Origin of the sequence: Mycobacterium sp. IS-1556 (genome assembly GCF_001499985.1) — a bacterium.
In the GTDB taxonomy this organism is placed as follows: Bacteria; Actinomycetota; Actinomycetes; order Mycobacteriales; family Mycobacteriaceae; genus Mycobacterium.
In genome coordinates this window covers 360,685-374,399 of record NZ_LQIM01000012.1, presented here as the reverse complement: position 1 = coordinate 374,399, position 13,715 = coordinate 360,685, and the positions used below count along the sequence as shown (strand labels likewise).

General features: G+C 66.4%; 19 protein-coding genes. 10 read left to right on the top strand and 9 right to left on the bottom strand.

Features of this window, described 5'->3' with window-relative positions:
- Nucleotide 1: 1 nt before the first annotated feature.
- Nucleotides 2-904, bottom strand: coding sequence for an NAD-dependent epimerase/dehydratase family protein (locus tag AU187_RS11220; RefSeq protein ID WP_059099778.1), 903 nt, complete (start codon nt 902-904; stop codon nt 2-4).
- 52 nt (nt 905-956) lie between these two features.
- Between AU187_RS11220 and dapB the strand changes: the two genes are divergently transcribed.
- From dapB to AU187_RS11200, 4 genes are read left to right on the top strand one after another with little or no spacing between them, the layout of a single operon-like run.
- Nucleotides 957-1,691 (top strand): 4-hydroxy-tetrahydrodipicolinate reductase, encoded by a 735-nt coding sequence (dapB, locus tag AU187_RS11215; RefSeq protein WP_059099779.1) that lies wholly within the window; start codon nt 957-959, stop codon nt 1,689-1,691.
- Nucleotides 1,691-2,155, top strand: coding sequence for a hypothetical protein (locus AU187_RS11210; protein WP_059099780.1), 465 nt, complete (start codon nt 1,691-1,693; stop codon nt 2,153-2,155). The genes dapB and AU187_RS11210 overlap by 1 nt, the downstream gene beginning before the upstream one ends.
- On the top strand, nt 2,152-2,610 hold the full coding sequence (locus tag AU187_RS11205; protein ID WP_059099781.1) for a flavodoxin family protein: 459 nt from the start codon (nt 2,152-2,154) through the stop codon (nt 2,608-2,610). The genes AU187_RS11210 and AU187_RS11205 overlap by 4 nt, the downstream gene beginning before the upstream one ends.
- Nucleotides 2,611-2,612: 2 nt before the next feature.
- Nucleotides 2,613-3,083, top strand: coding sequence for a hypothetical protein (locus AU187_RS11200; RefSeq protein WP_059099782.1), 471 nt, complete (start codon nt 2,613-2,615; stop codon nt 3,081-3,083).
- Here AU187_RS11200 and AU187_RS11195 read toward each other — a convergent pair.
- Nucleotides 3,077-4,000, bottom strand: a complete 924-nt coding sequence (locus tag AU187_RS11195; RefSeq protein ID WP_059099783.1) for an HpcH/HpaI aldolase/citrate lyase family protein — start codon at nt 3,998-4,000, stop codon at nt 3,077-3,079. The genes AU187_RS11200 and AU187_RS11195 overlap by 7 nt on opposite strands.
- Before the next feature lie 57 nt (nt 4,001-4,057).
- The gene (locus tag AU187_RS11190; RefSeq protein WP_059099784.1) at nt 4,058-4,798 is read right to left on the bottom strand and encodes a dienelactone hydrolase family protein; all 741 of its coding nucleotides are present in this window, start codon (nt 4,796-4,798) and stop codon (nt 4,058-4,060) included.
- A gap of 43 nt (nt 4,799-4,841) precedes the next feature.
- On the opposite strand from AU187_RS11190, the gene AU187_RS11185 reads away from it, so the two are divergent.
- The 3 genes from AU187_RS11185 to AU187_RS11175 all read left to right on the top strand — a co-directional run bounded on the left by AU187_RS11185 (nt 4,842) and on the right by AU187_RS11175 (nt 7,538).
- The gene (locus AU187_RS11185; RefSeq protein WP_059099785.1) at nt 4,842-5,642 is read left to right on the top strand and encodes a thymidylate synthase; all 801 of its coding nucleotides are present in this window, start codon (nt 4,842-4,844) and stop codon (nt 5,640-5,642) included.
- On the top strand, nt 5,639-6,121 hold the full coding sequence (locus AU187_RS11180) for a dihydrofolate reductase (RefSeq protein ID WP_059099786.1): 483 nt from the start codon (nt 5,639-5,641) through the stop codon (nt 6,119-6,121). The genes AU187_RS11185 and AU187_RS11180 overlap by 4 nt, the downstream gene beginning before the upstream one ends.
- Before the next feature lie 142 nt (nt 6,122-6,263).
- Nucleotides 6,264-7,538 (top strand): winged helix-turn-helix domain-containing protein, encoded by a 1,275-nt coding sequence (locus AU187_RS11175; protein ID WP_059166689.1) that lies wholly within the window; start codon nt 6,264-6,266, stop codon nt 7,536-7,538.
- On the opposite strand, the gene AU187_RS11170 is transcribed toward AU187_RS11175, so the two are convergent.
- From AU187_RS11170 to AU187_RS11155, 4 genes are all read right to left on the bottom strand, one after another.
- Nucleotides 7,498-7,935: a type II toxin-antitoxin system VapC family toxin gene (locus tag AU187_RS11170; protein ID WP_059156983.1), complete on the bottom strand. Its 438-nt coding sequence runs from the start codon at nt 7,933-7,935 to the stop codon at nt 7,498-7,500. The two genes, AU187_RS11175 and AU187_RS11170, sit on opposite strands and share 41 nt — an antisense overlap.
- Nucleotides 7,932-8,174: a type II toxin-antitoxin system VapB family antitoxin gene (locus AU187_RS11165; RefSeq protein WP_197413441.1), complete on the bottom strand. Its 243-nt coding sequence runs from the start codon at nt 8,172-8,174 to the stop codon at nt 7,932-7,934. Before AU187_RS11165 ends, AU187_RS11170 begins: the two co-directional genes overlap by 4 nt.
- An 85-nt stretch (nt 8,175-8,259) precedes the next feature.
- Nucleotides 8,260-8,715, bottom strand: a complete 456-nt coding sequence (gene cynS, locus AU187_RS11160) for a cyanase (RefSeq protein WP_059099789.1) — start codon at nt 8,713-8,715, stop codon at nt 8,260-8,262.
- 55 nt (nt 8,716-8,770) lie between these two features.
- Nucleotides 8,771-9,073: a DUF4193 domain-containing protein gene (locus AU187_RS11155; protein ID WP_059099790.1), complete on the bottom strand. Its 303-nt coding sequence runs from the start codon at nt 9,071-9,073 to the stop codon at nt 8,771-8,773.
- Between the two features lie 104 nt (nt 9,074-9,177).
- Here AU187_RS11155 and thyX point away from each other — a divergent pair, with 104 nt between their 5' ends.
- Genes thyX through AU187_RS11140 form a run of 3 tightly spaced genes read left to right on the top strand, consistent with a single transcriptional unit; the run spans nt 9,178 to nt 12,536 of the window.
- A complete protein-coding gene (gene thyX / locus AU187_RS11150; RefSeq protein ID WP_059099791.1) occupies nt 9,178-9,930 on the top strand; it encodes an FAD-dependent thymidylate synthase in 753 nt (250 codons plus the stop codon).
- A gap of 24 nt (nt 9,931-9,954) precedes the next feature.
- Nucleotides 9,955-10,857 (top strand): 4-hydroxy-tetrahydrodipicolinate synthase, encoded by a 903-nt coding sequence (gene dapA, locus AU187_RS11145; protein WP_059099792.1) that lies wholly within the window; start codon nt 9,955-9,957, stop codon nt 10,855-10,857.
- The gene (locus tag AU187_RS11140) at nt 10,857-12,536 is read left to right on the top strand and encodes a ribonuclease J (RefSeq protein WP_059099793.1); all 1,680 of its coding nucleotides are present in this window, start codon (nt 10,857-10,859) and stop codon (nt 12,534-12,536) included. The genes dapA and AU187_RS11140 overlap by 1 nt, the downstream gene beginning before the upstream one ends.
- A 2-nt stretch (nt 12,537-12,538) precedes the next feature.
- Here AU187_RS11140 and AU187_RS11135 read toward each other — a convergent pair whose 3' ends face one another.
- Both AU187_RS11135 and AU187_RS11130 read right to left on the bottom strand, forming a co-directional pair.
- Nucleotides 12,539-13,354 (bottom strand): mycofactocin-coupled SDR family oxidoreductase, encoded by an 816-nt coding sequence (locus AU187_RS11135; RefSeq protein ID WP_059099794.1) that lies wholly within the window; start codon nt 13,352-13,354, stop codon nt 12,539-12,541.
- A complete protein-coding gene (locus AU187_RS11130) occupies nt 13,354-13,668 on the bottom strand; it encodes a putative quinol monooxygenase (protein ID WP_059100127.1) in 315 nt (104 codons plus the stop codon). The genes AU187_RS11135 and AU187_RS11130 overlap by 1 nt, the downstream gene beginning before the upstream one ends.
- Between the last annotated feature and the right edge of the window lie 47 nt (nt 13,669-13,715).

Here is a 13,715-nt window from a genome sequence, read left to right as displayed (position 1 = left end):
CTCACGTGCCGACGAGATCCGGGTGGAACTTGGTTGCCATGCGGCGCAGGCCGTCGCGCCAGTCGACCGTGGTGGAGCCGACGAGCTCCCTCATTCGGCTGACGTCAACTGGGTTGCCGCGCAACGCATCCGCGTCCACCTCGAACACCGGCTCGCGGCCCACCAGCGAGCCGAGGTAGGTGCACCACTCCTGGATGCTGATCGTCTGTTCGCCGGCCCAATTAATGGTCGTCGCGGGAACAGACGCGGCCGCAAGCAGTTTCGGGACGGTCGCAATGATGTCGTGCTCGTGGATCGGGTTGTAGAGCGCCGCTGCGCCCGGCGGCACCGGGATCGGCATCCCGGCCAGGATCATCTCCAGGTGAAACAACGGCCACCCGCCGTTGTCCCCGTACGGGACGTTGAGCCGGGCGATCGTCGTCGGCACGCCGAGCGCGCGGGCCATCGACCGGGCGACCACCTCACCGGCGATCTTGGAGATGGAATACGTCGGGAACAGGTGCTTGTGGTTGTCGCCCAGAGCAGCGTTCTCGGTTCGCGGCTCGTCGTGGGGCGGGTCGTAGACGGCGGCCGACGAGCAGTGCAGGAACGCTTTGGCGTCAGGGCAGTGGGCCATCAGCAGGCCGACCGATTCCGCGTTGGCGCCGAGGTCCTTGTCCCAGCGGCCGCTCTTGGCAACCGCGAAGTTGAGCACATAGTCGAAATCTCTTGGCAGAGAGTCGAAAACCCCTGCCGCCATGTTGACGGTTTCACAGCGCACCCCGGCCGCTGCGAGCCCGTCGCGGGCCGTGGCATCGGTGAACCGGGCGATGCCCCACACCTCGTTGTCGACGACGAGCGCCTCGGCGAGGGGGGCCGCGACCTGACCCGTCGCACCGGTGACCAGTATCTTGGCGCCCTGCATGCGCCGATGGTAGGGGAGGGTCGCCCATGCCGTGGCCGGATAGGGTGACCCCATGCGAGTCGGAGTACTGGGCGCCAAGGGCAAGGTAGGGACCACGATGGTCGAGGCCGTCGAGGCCGCCGACGATCTGACGTTCACGGCCGGCGTCGACGCCGGCGACCCGCTGAGCCGGCTTGTCGACGCCCAGACCGAGGTCGTCATCGACTTCACCCATCCCGACGTGGTGATGGACAACCTCCAGTTCCTCATCGAGAACGGAATACACGCCGTCGTCGGCACCACCGGGTTCACCGACGACCGGTTGGCACAGGTCCGTCAGTGGTTGGACGCCGAACCGGACGCCGCGGTTCTCATCGCGCCCAACTTCGCGATCGGCGCGGTGTTGTCGATGCATTTCGCGCAGCAGGCCGCCCGCTACTTCGAGTCCGTCGAAGTCATCGAACTTCACCACCCGCACAAGGCCGATGCGCCGTCCGGCACTGCGGCACGCACCGCGCGGCTCATCGCCGAGGCGCGAAAAGACATGCCGCCCAATCCGGATGCCACCAGCACCGGTTTGGAAGGCGCTCGCGGCGCCGATGTGTACGGTGTGCCGGTGCACTCCGTGCGCTTGGCGGGGCTCGTCGCCCACCAGGAGGTGCTTTTCGGCACGCAGGGGGAGACGCTGACGATTCGGCACGACAGCCTGGACCGGACCTCGTTCGTGCCCGGAGTTCTGCTCGCGGTTCGGCGGGTGGCCGAGCGCCCCGGGCTCACGGTGGGTATCGAGCCGCTTCTCGACCTGTAATGGCCGACGGCGGTCGCGCACTGCGCATTCAACTGCTGATCGGCTTCATGTGCGTTGCGCTGGTCGTCTACTTCGTGCTGCTCGGGCGCATTGCGATGGCGTTCGTCACCACCGGGGAGCCGGCCGCCGTCGGCTTGGGTTTGGCGCTGATGATCCTGCCGCTGATCGGGCTGTGGGCCATGCTCAGCACGCTGCGCGCGGGCCTGACCCATCAGCGGCTCGCGCGCATCGTCCGAGACGAGGGCCTGGAACTCGACGTCAGCGCGCTGCCGCGGATGGCGTCGGGGCGGATCCAGCGAGACGCCGCCGATGCACTGTTCGCGACCGTGCGCGAAGAATTGGAGAAGGACCCGGACAACTGGCGGCGCTGGTATCGACTGGCACGGGCGTACGACTACGCCGGTGACCGCAGTCGCGCGCGGGAGGCGATGAAGAAGGCCGTCGAACTGGAGGAGCGCCGATGAGCAAGACGCTGTTGGTCGTCCATCACACTCCATCGCCCGGCACCCGCGAGTTGCTCGAGGCCGTCGTCGACGGCGCCAAGGACCCCGAGATCACCGGCGTCGACGTCGTCGTCAGACCCGCGTTGGCCGCAACCCTGCCCGACATGCTCGACGCCGACGGCTACCTGTTCGGGACAACCGCGAACTTCGGGTACATGAGCGGCGCACTCAAGCACTTCTTCGACACCGTGTACTACCCGAGCCTCGACCACGTCGGCGGACGCCCGTACGGGTTATGGGTGCACGGCAACAACGACACGGTCGGCGCGGTCAACGCGGTGGACAAGCTCGCTGCCGGGCTGGCACTGTCCAAGGTGGCGGATGTGCTCGAGGTTGTCGGACCCGTCGACGCCGGTGTCCGTGAGCGAGCCTACGAATTGGGCGGCACATTGGCCGCGACCCTGATGGAGGACTAGGCATGCCGGGTATTGCCGATCTCGCACTGGGCGCTGCGCCTATCGCGGGCGGTGCCATGTTGGGTGTGATCGCAGGAAATCTCAAGCCGCCCGACGTCCGGGGTTTGATCACCAAGGATCTCGACCTGCTGGATCGGATCCCCGCAGAGCAGGTCGAGCGCCGGGCCCGGCTGCAAGCCAGCATCGACGAGCGCATCGACGATCTGATCTCGGCCGGCGAACGCAGTCGCGAACTGCGCGAGGCGGCGATGTCGTACAAAGGCAATTGGCGCGACATCGTGGTCTTCATCTGCGCTCTGCTGTTCACCTACATCTGGTGGAACGTTAGCCACAGCCGATCCAACTGGCTGGTGATGTTCATCGCGATGATCGTGGTCTCCGTCGCCGCGGGCATCTACGCGGGCCGGGGCATCCTGCGCGCGGTCCGCCGCTTCCTGCACCGCGACGACAGCGAGCCCGCCAAGCGTCAGTAGTGGTAGGTGTCCGACGGCGCCGGAATGTGTGCCGGATCGTCGACGTCGTCGAACTCGGACACCTCGATGCCGTACGCCCGGGCCAGTTCGAGGATCTTGTTGGCCCTCGCGATGCGGGGTAGGTCCGAGCCGTTTCGGATCTCGCCGCCGTCGCGTTCGAACTCGGTGAAAAACTCCTTGGCCCAAGCGATCTCTTCGGGGGACGGGGAGAGTCCTTCGTTGACGGTGGCGCACTGCTCGGGTGTCAGGCAGATCTTGCCGGTCATGCCGAACTCGGCGCTGACGGCGGTGGCCTCGCTGAGCTTCAGCGCACTCGAACCGACCGTAGGGCCGTCGATCGCGCTCGGCAGGTGGGCGGCTTTCGCGGCGATCGTGAACCGCGACCGCGCATACGCCAGAGTGGTCGGGCTCTCGCCGAAGCCGGTGTCGCGCCGGAAGTCGCCGATACCGAAGGCGAGCCGGAACGTGCCTTTGGCCGCGGCGATAGCGGTGATGCGCTCCAGCCCCCGCGCCGTTTCGACCAGCGCGACGATCGGCACGTTCGGCAGCCGGTTGGCGGTCTCGGTGACGTGGTCGACCGATTCGACCATCGCGAGCATCACTCCGCCGACCGACGTCTTTCCCAGAGTGTCGAGATCGTCTGCCCACCATGGCGTGCCGAACCCATTGACGCGGACCCAGTCGGTGTTCCCCTCGTCGAGCCAGCGGACCACGTTGTCCCGGGCCAGGACCTTGTCCTTCGGCGCGACCGCATCTTCGATGTCCAGGACGACGATGTCCGCTCGGGACCGCACCGCCGGCGCGAACCGCTCGTACTGCGCGCCGTTGACCAGAAGCCAGCTGCGGGCGAGCACCGGGTCGATACGCGAGCCGACGTCGTCGTAGTCCTGGTGAGCGCCGGATTCGAAACCGTCCATCGGATCATCGTTGCGTATCGATGCCGCGCGGTGTGCTCGGACAGCTGCAATTGGGCATCAATTGGGCAAGGCGGATTCGAACAGTTCCTGCAGCGCGATCCAATGACGCTCGGCGGCCTCCTCGTCGTACGGCGCATTGTCGGGCACCGCGAACCCGTGTTCGGCGGGATAGAACTCCACAGTGTGGGCGACGTTGGCTGCGGTCAGCGCCTTGTCGAGGGTCTCGGCATCGTCGGGCGTGAACGCGCGGTCCTTGGCAGCGCCGGCGACGTAGACGGTGGCCTTGATCCGGTCCGCCAGCAGATGCGGGCTGGCGGGATCGTCGGTGACCAGACCGCCGGCGTGAAAGGAGCCGGCTGCGGCGACGCGGTCGGGCACCCGGCCGGCGACGACGACCGAGGTCCGGCCACCCATGCAGTAGCCGCACACGCCGAACGTGTCGCCCTTGACCTCGGGACGGCCGGCCAGGAAGTCGAAGAACGCCGCGGCGTCGGTGGCCATCATCTCGGGGGTGATCGACGAGATCATCCCGAACAGTCGCGTGCGCTGCTGCGGATCGGTGAATGCCGTCCGCATGTCGAAGGGCTCCCAGTCGCCATGGCGGTAGTACACGTCGGGCAGCAGCACCGCGTGGCCGAAGCCGGCCAGGCGGGCCGCCATCTCCTGGAAGGTGTCGCGCACGCCACCGGCGTCGACGTACATCACGACTCCGGTCCACGGCCCGGCGCCGTTGGGGGTGTGCAGGGTGACAGGGCAGGTGCCGTCGGGCGTGGTGACGGTCGCGGAGATGCTCGGCATGGCTACCGTTCTACTCGCCCGGTCTGCAAGTAAGCTGACCGGCGTGCCGATCGTCACGCCCTACGAGGATCTACTGCGGCTGGTGATGGAGCGTGGAACGCCCAAGTCGGACCGCACCGGCACCGGTACCCGTAGCTTGTTCGGCCACCAGATGCGATACGACCTCGCGGCCGGCTTTCCGCTGATCACCACCAAGAAGGTGCACACCAAGTCGATCGTCTACGAACTGCTGTGGTTTCTGCGCGGCGACTCGAATGTGCGTTGGCTACAGGAGCATGGCGTCACCATCTGGGACGAATGGGCTTCTCCGACAGGGGATCTCGGACCCATCTACGGAGTGCAGTGGCGGTCGTGGCCAACCCCGTCGGGTGAGCACATCGACCAGATCAGTGCCGCGCTGGAGCTGCTGAAGACCGACCCGGACTCGCGTCGCAACATCGTCTCGGCGTGGAACGTCGGGGAGATCCCGCAGATGGCGCTGCCGCCGTGCCACGCGTTCTTCCAGTTCTATGTGGCCGACGGCCGGCTCTCGTGTCAGCTCTACCAGCGCAGCGCGGACCTCTTCCTGGGGGTTCCGTTCAACATCGCCAGCTATGCGTTGCTGACCCACATGATGGCCGCGCAGGCCGGTCTGGATGTCGGCGAGTTCGTCTGGACCGGCGGCGACTGCCACATCTACGACAACCACGTCGAGCAGGTGCAGTTGCAGCTCAGCCGCGAGCCGCGGCCGTACCCGGAACTCGTTCTGGCGCCGCGGGATTCGATCTTCGACTACACCTACGAAGACGTCGCTATCCTCAACTACGATCCGCACCCGGCGATCAAGGCGCCCGTGGCTGTATGAGCGTGGGGCTGATCTGGGCCCAGTCCACCTCGGGTGTCATCGGGCGCGACGGCGGTATCCCGTGGCGCTTGCCGGAGGACCAGGCCCGCTTCAAGGGACTCACGATGGGCCACACGGTCGTGATGGGCCGGTTGACGTGGGAGTCGTTGCCCGCCAAGGTGCGCCCGCTGCCGGGGCGTCGGAACGTCGTGCTCACCCGCAGGTCCGGCTATGCGGCCGACGGCGCAGACGTGGTGGCGTCGCTGGAGGACACGTTGACCGATGACCTGATCTGGGTGATCGGCGGCGCGCAGATCTACGCGGCGGCGCTGCCGATCGCCACGCGCTGCGAGGTGACCGAGATCGAGGTCGACCTGCCGCGCCAGGATGCCGACGTGATGGCGCCGGTGCTCGACGAGTCGTGGATCGGCGCGGCGGGGGATTGGCTCACCAGCACGTCGGGGCTGCGCTACCGGTTCTACAGCTATCGGCGGGCCTGATGGTCGGTGACGTGCGTGTGCGTCACACGTATCGACGTTTTGCAGACCTACACCCGCACTTTGCCTGCGAAACGTCGATCGCTGTGACGTTCTCCGCTACCGACGCGGTTGAGTTGTCGGTGGTGTGCGGCACGATGGGTGCGTGCCGACCAGACTCACGGCCGATCAGGCGCGACGCATCGCCGTCGCGGCGCAGGGTTTCGCCGAGGCGAAGCCGAGCGGTCCGGTCACCCGTGCGCACCTGCGCAGGCTGATCTCACGGATCCAGGTGCTGCAGTTGGACTCGGTATCGGTGTCGGTGCGCGCGCATTACGCGCCGGTGTTCAGTCGGCTGGGACCCTATAACCGCGACGTGGTGGACCAGGCGGCGTGGAGCCACTCGGCGCGATCGCCGCGACTGCTGGTCGAATATTGGGCGCACGAGGCCGCGTTGATGGCCGTCGAGGACTGGCCGCTGCTGCGTTGGCGCATGCGCGAGTACACGCACGGGCGATGGGGCACCCACATCGTCAGACGCAACGAGAAGCTGGCCGAGCAGATCGTCGCCGCGGTGACCGAGTTGGGCCCGTCGACGGCCGGACAGATCGCGGCGTACCTCGGCGCCGAACAGCGCGGTCGCAAGGGGCCGTGGTGGGACCGCAGCGATACCAAGTGGGTGACCGAGGCTTTGTGGTCGTCGGGTGTGTTCGCGACGGCCACCCGTGTGGGTTTCGCGCGGCATTACGACCTCGCCGAGCGGGTGCTCCCGGCGGAAGTGTTGGCGCGTGAGGTCGACGACGAGGATGCCGTGCGTGAGCTGGTGCTGCGCGCGGCCGGTGCACTGGGCGTGGCGACCGAGCCGGACATTCGGGACTACTTCCGGCTGTCGCCAGGCCAGGCCAAGCCGGCCGTTGCCAAGCTCGTTGCCGACGGGGAGTTGGAGCAGGTCGAGGTCGACGGGTGGGCGGCGCCGGCGTATCTGCGGGCGGGACAGGTCATTCCGCGGCGTGACCGCGGGACGGCGCTGTTGTGTCCATTCGATCCGCTGATCTTCTTCCGGCCCCGAGTCGAGCGGCTGTTCGGATTCCATTACCGCATCGAGATTTACGTGCCCGCTGCGAAGCGCCAGTACGGCTACTACGTGTGGCCGTTTCTACTCGACGGTGAACTGGTCGGTCGGGTGGACTTGAAGGCCGATCGGACGGCGGGCGCTTTGAACGTGGTGGGCGCGTTCGCTGAGCCAGGTGCAGAGCGGCCGCGGGTGGCGTCGGCGCTGGCCGCTGAGTTGCGGTCGATGGCGTCGTGGCTGGGACTGGCGGATGTGGTGGTCGGTGAGCGCGGCGATCTGGCAGACGGGCTACGCGCGGCTCTGCCCAGTGTGGAAGAAGCAATGCGGCTTAGGCAATCAATGGATTACGAACCGCCACTGACGAATTGAACCGCCCGAAATCGCGGTCGGCGGACCATAATTCGCGTACGCCGTGTGACCCGCATAAGGCGACGATTCGTGCGTCATGCACCAGCGGACCGGCCACCTTGCCCGCTTCGAGCAGTGTCTTGAGACGCTCCCAGTAACCCGGCGGCTCGCCGAGCAAAGACAGTGCGGGGGATGCGAGCCACGCATCGATTTGTTCGATCGCTTGGCCGGTAGTGCTGGGCGGATCGTAGATCCTGGGGTGTGTGCAGATGGCAAAGAACTCGTGCAGACATGGCCAGGGTATTGCCCAGGCGGACCGGCCTTCGGCAAGTGATTTCACCCGCTCGGCGGCCGCGGTGTGGAACTGGGCGTCGCGTCGATGCGCGTAGACCAGAATATTTGTGTCAACGGCGATCATGCCGGGTTGCCATAGACGCTGTCGCGGACCTTGTCCCACGATGCGTTACGGAACTCCGGTTGCAGGCCGCACCCGGAGACGCTGGCATCGGCAAGCACGAAAGAAGCGCCTGCCCGTTGCCGCTTGATGACGTCGCGTAGCCCGGTTTCGATCAACGCCCGCAACGTAGTACCTTCCCGGCGCGCGAGATCCTGAGCTTCTCGCAGCAACTCATCGGGAAGATTGACCGTCGTCTTCATATGGGCAACCATACCAACAAAGCCATACAGCCATATCTTCCGGTGCCTGCCATAGCCACGACACTGGCCCGCCGAACGGCCGGTCCTACTCTTGAGCCGCGGTCCAGTCGTAAGGCAGGAACTTGCCGTCGAACGTCACCACGACGCGGTCGCCGCCGGGATGCGGCTTGCGCTGAACATCGACACTGAAATTGATGGCACTCATGATGCCGTCGCCGAATTTCTCATGGATGAGCTCCTTGATGGCGCCTCCATAGACCTGGAGTGCCTCGTAGAAGCGGTAGATCGTCGGGTCGGTGGGTACCGCAGTCGGCAGGCCGCCGCGCATGGGAACCGCCGCCAACACCGGTATCGCCGCGTTGTCGAGCCCGAGCATCTCCACGACCACCTCGCCGGCCTCGACCGGAATCGGGTGTTGGCCGAGCAGGGCTGCGACCGTCCACACCACCGGCTTGTCGATGGCGTCGGCGAGCTCCTGCCAGCTGAGCCCCTTCGCCAGTCGCGCCGCGGTGATCTCGGCGGTGATCTCGTCTCTGGTCATGCGGTCCCTTCCTTGTGCACCGGTTTCGCACACTCGAGCCCCGCTCGGTTGAGCGTCAGGCGCAGTCGGCGCAGACCATCCGGTCGCCCGACCGCAGGGCCAGCCGGCTGTGATGCTGCACCAGGAAGCAACTCGAGCAGGTGAACTCGTCGGCCTGCTTGGGAATCACCCGGACGGTGAGCTCCTCACCCGACAGGTCGACGTCGGGTAGGTCGATCGAGTCGACCGGGTCGCCGTCGTCGACGTCGAGCACCGCCACATCGACCTGTCCGCGGCGCTTTGCAGCGATCGCCTCGAGCGACTCGTCGACCGCCTCGTCGCTGTCCTTCACGCGGGGTGCGTCGTAATCGGTTGCCATCAGTCACACTCCCTCTCAAGATCGGTCCTTGAGTAACACCGATTGAGAAGGGGTTTGTTCCCGCTGCGCCCGAGGCCGAAACCTGGTCCACGTTAGGGTGAGCCGTGGCCGAGACCACGCCTCTGCGCGTCCAACTGATCGCCAAGACCGAGTTCACCCCGCCGCCGGATGTGCCGTGGAGCACGGACGCCGACGGCGGGCCGGCACTCGTCGAATTCGCCGGTCGTGCGTGCTATCAGAGCTGGTCCAAGCCGAATCCGCGAACCGCCACAAACGCGGCCTACATCCGGCACATCATCGACGTCGGGCACTTCTCGGTGCTCGAGCACGCGTCGGTTTCCTTCTACATCACCGGGATTTCGCGGTCATGCACCCACGAGCTGATCCGCCACCGGCACTTCTCCTACTCCCAGCTGTCGCAGCGCTACGTCCCCGAGCGCGACGCTCAGGTGGTGGTGCCTCCGGGTATCGAGGACGACCCCGAGCTGACGGAGATCTTCGCCGCCGCCGCCGACGCCAGCCGATCCACCTACATCGAACTGCTCGACCGCCTCGAGGCCAAATTCGCCGATCAACCTAACGCGGTCCTTCGGCGCAAACAGGCACGCCAGGCCGCGCGGGCGGTCCTGCCGAACGCCACCGAGACCCGGATCGTCGTCACCGGCAACTACCGGGCATGGCGGCACTTCATCGCGATGCGGGCCAGTGAACACGCCGACGTGGAGATCCGCCGGCTGGCCATCGAATGCCTGCGCCGACTCGTCGATGTCGCACCGCAGGTATTCAGCGACTTCGAAATCTCTGCGCTGGCGGACGGCACCGAGGTCGCCACGTCCCCTCTGGCCACTGAAGCGTGACGGTAAGCGAGTAATCTGAGCCCCGTGAGCACCAGCGGAATCGACGTAACGGCCCAGTTGGGCACCGTGCTGACCGCAATGGTGACTCCGTTCAAGCCCGACGGCTCGCTGGATACCGACGCCGCGGCCAGGTTGGCGAATCGACTCGTCGACTCCGGGTGTGACGGTCTGGTGCTGTCGGGGACGACCGGTGAATCGCCGACGACCACCGACGAAGAGAAGCTTGCGCTGGTACGGGCCGTGCTCGAGGCCGTCGGCGACCGCGCGCGCATCGTCGCCGGCGTCGGTACGTACGACACTGCCCACAGTGTGCACGGAGCCAAGCTCGCGGCCGCCGAGGGTGCCCACGGGCTGTTGGCGGTGACGCCTTACTACTCGCGGCCGCCGCAGGCCGGCCTGGTTGCGCACTTCAATGCGATCGCCGATGCGACGGACCTGCCGGTCATCCTGTACGACATCCCGCCGCGGTCGGTCATCCCGATCATGTGGGACACCATGCGCAAGCTTGCCGAGCATCCCAACATCGTGGCCGTCAAGGATGCCAAGGGTGATCTGCATGGTGGCGGCCAGATCATCGGCGAAACCGGGTTGGCCTACTACTCCGGCGACGACGCGCTGAACCTGCCGTGGCTCGCGATGGGGGCCGTCGGCTTCGTCAGTGTCTGGGCTCATCTAGCCGCGAGCCAGCTGCGGGACATGTTGTCGGCCTTCCAGTCCGGCGATATCGCGACGGCCCGCAAGATCAACGTAACGCTGGGGCCGTTGAGCGACGCTCAGGCACGTCTCGGTGGGGTGACGCTGTCGAAGGCGGGTCTGCGGCTGCAGGGCTTCGAGGCCGGTGACCCGAGGCTGCCGCAGATGCCCGCCACGGCCGAACAACTCGACGCGCTGGCCGCCGATATGCGGGCGGCCGCGGTGCTGCGGTAGTGAACGAAGAACTCAACCCACCGGGGCCACTGGCTCCCGGCGCATTGCGGGTCACCGCGCTCGGCGGAATCAGCGAAATCGGCCGTAACATGACCGTTTTCGAGCATCTCGGCCGGTTCCTGATAGTCGACTGCGGTGTGTTGTTCCCGACGCACGACGAGCCCGGCGTCGATCTGATTCTGCCCGACCTGCGCCTCATCCAGGACCGCCTCGACGACGTGGAAGCCCTGGTGCTCACCCATGCGCACGAGGACCACATCGGTGCCATCCCCTTCCTGCTGAAGCTGCGACACGACATCCCGGTGGTCGGTTCGAAGTTCACGCTCGCGCTGGTTGCCGAGAAGTGTCGTGAACACCGGATCAAGCCGGTGTTCATCGAAGTCGACGAGGGCCAGAGCTCCAGACACGGCGTGTTCGAATGCGAATACTTCGCGGTCAACCACTCGATACCCGGTTGTCTGGCGATCGCCATACACACCGGCGCCGGCACCGTGCTGCACACCGGGGACATCAAGCTCGACCAGTCCCCGCCCGACGGCAAGCCCACCGATCTGCCAGGCATGTCACGACTGGGCGATGCTGGAGTGGACCTTTTCCTGTGCGACTCCACCAACGCCGAGATTCCCGGTGTCGGACCGTCGGAAAGCGAGATCGGGCCGAACATGCACCGGCTGATCCGCAGCGCTCAGGGACGCGTCATCGTGGCCTGCTTCGCATCGAACGTCGGTCGCGTGCAACAGATCATCGACGCCTCGGTGGCGCTCGGCCGCAAGGTGGCATTTGTCGGCCGGTCGATGGTCCGCAACATGGGAATCGCCAAGGAGCTTGGCTACCTGACGCTGACCAACGATGACGACATCATCGACATCGGCGCCGCGGAGATGATGGCGCCCGAGCGGGTCGTGCTCGTCACCACGGGAACCCAAGGCGAGCCGATGGCGGCGCTGTCGCGGATGTCGCGGGGTGAGCATCGCAGCATCACCCTGACGGCGGGCGACCTCATCATCATGTCGTCGTCACAGATACCCGGCAACGAGGAAGCGATCTTCGGTGTGCTCGACGCGCTGGCCAAGATCGGCGCCCGTGTCGTCACAAATGCACAAGTGCGCGTTCATGTTTCGGGCCACGCATATGCCGGTGAGTTGCTCTTCCTCTACAACGGCGTGCGACCGCGCAATGTGATGCCCGTCCACGGCACCTGGCGGATGCTGCGAGCCAACGCGGGTCTCGCGGCGCGCACCGGCGTTCCCGAGGACAACATCGTGCTGGCCGAGAACGGTGTCAGCGTCGATCTGGTGGCGGGTCGAGCATCGATCGCCGGTGCGGTACCGACGGGCAAGATGTTTGTCGACGGTCTGGTCACCGGGGATGTGGGCGACGCCGTGGTCGGTGACCGGCTCACGCTCTCTTCGGGATTCATCGGTATCACCGTCGTGGTCCAGCGTGGTACCGGCAAGCCCGCGGCACCGCCGCATCTACACTCGCGCGGATTCAGCGAGGACCCAAAGGCGCTGGAGCCTGCCTGCCGCAAAGTCGACGAGGCGCTCGAAGCGCTTGTCGCGGAACGGGTGACCGACGTCAACCGCATCGCCCAGGCCGCGCGGCGAGCCGTCGGCAAGTGGGTGGGGGAGACCTACCGCCGTCAGCCGATGATCGTGCCGACGGTCATCGAGGTGTAGCGTCAGCGCTTGTTGATGTAGCCAGCGTCGACGGGCAGCGTCACACCGGTGATGTAGCGCGCGGCGTCTGAGACCAGGAACGCGACCGCGTTGGCGATGTCGTCGGGGTCGAGGGTTTCGACCGGCAGCGCGTTGCCCATGTCGATGGGCTTGCCGGTCTGCGTGACGACCTCGTCGAGCCACCGCTGGATGAACTCGTTGTTGATCATCGGCGTATCGACGCCCGCCGGGTGTATCGAGTTGACCCGAATATTGTGCGGCGCAAGCAGGTTCGCGTAGACCCGCATCAGCCCGACGATACCGTGCTTTGCGGCGGCGTAGCCGATCGAGCCGGAATCGTCGCTTCCGCCGCCGACGAGGCCCATCACCGAACTGATCAGCACCACCGCGCCGCCGCCGCGCTCGGTCAGCGGCTGGCGGCTCACCTCGATCGTATGGAAGACGCCGGTCAGGTTGACGTCGATCACGTCACGCCAACCGGTCTCGCCTGACTTCATCGGTGCGATTCCGGCGTTGGCGATCATGATGTCGAGCCCGCCGAACTCGTCGAGGCCCGCCTGCAGCGCGCCTTGCAACGACTCGTGGTCGCGAACGTCGGCCTGGTGAGCCACTATTCGCGCGCCGGTGTCCTCGACGAGCTTCACTGTCTCGGCCAGCTCATCCGCCGTCGCAAGGGGGTACGGGACCGACGCGATCTGCTCGCAGATGTCGACCGCGATGATGTCGGCGCCATCGGACGCCAGCTTGACGGCTTCTGCCCGTCCCTGGCCCCTGGCCGCGCCGGTGATGAAGGCGACCTTGCCGTCGAGCGGAGCCATCAGGGACGCAGTGCTCCCTTGCTCGGATCACCGGCGACGACCGGTTGCAGCATCTTGATGTCAGGTGAGCCGTCGAGGTGCTCGCCTACCGTGCCGAACAGCGTCGCGACCGCGGGCGACTTGCTGTGCTCCTGCAGCGCATCGGCGTCGGCCCACTGCTCGACGAAGATGAACGTCCCGTCGGCCTCATGCAGCGAGTACAGATCGCACCCGGGTTCGGAGTGCACCGCCTCCATGGCCTTCTTGCACGCCTCTCGAACGGTGTCGACGGACTCGGGCTTGGCTTTCATGGTGGCGATGATGGTGACGGGCATGGCGATGAACTCCTCGGTGCGGGGTGGCCGGACGGGAAACACCCTAC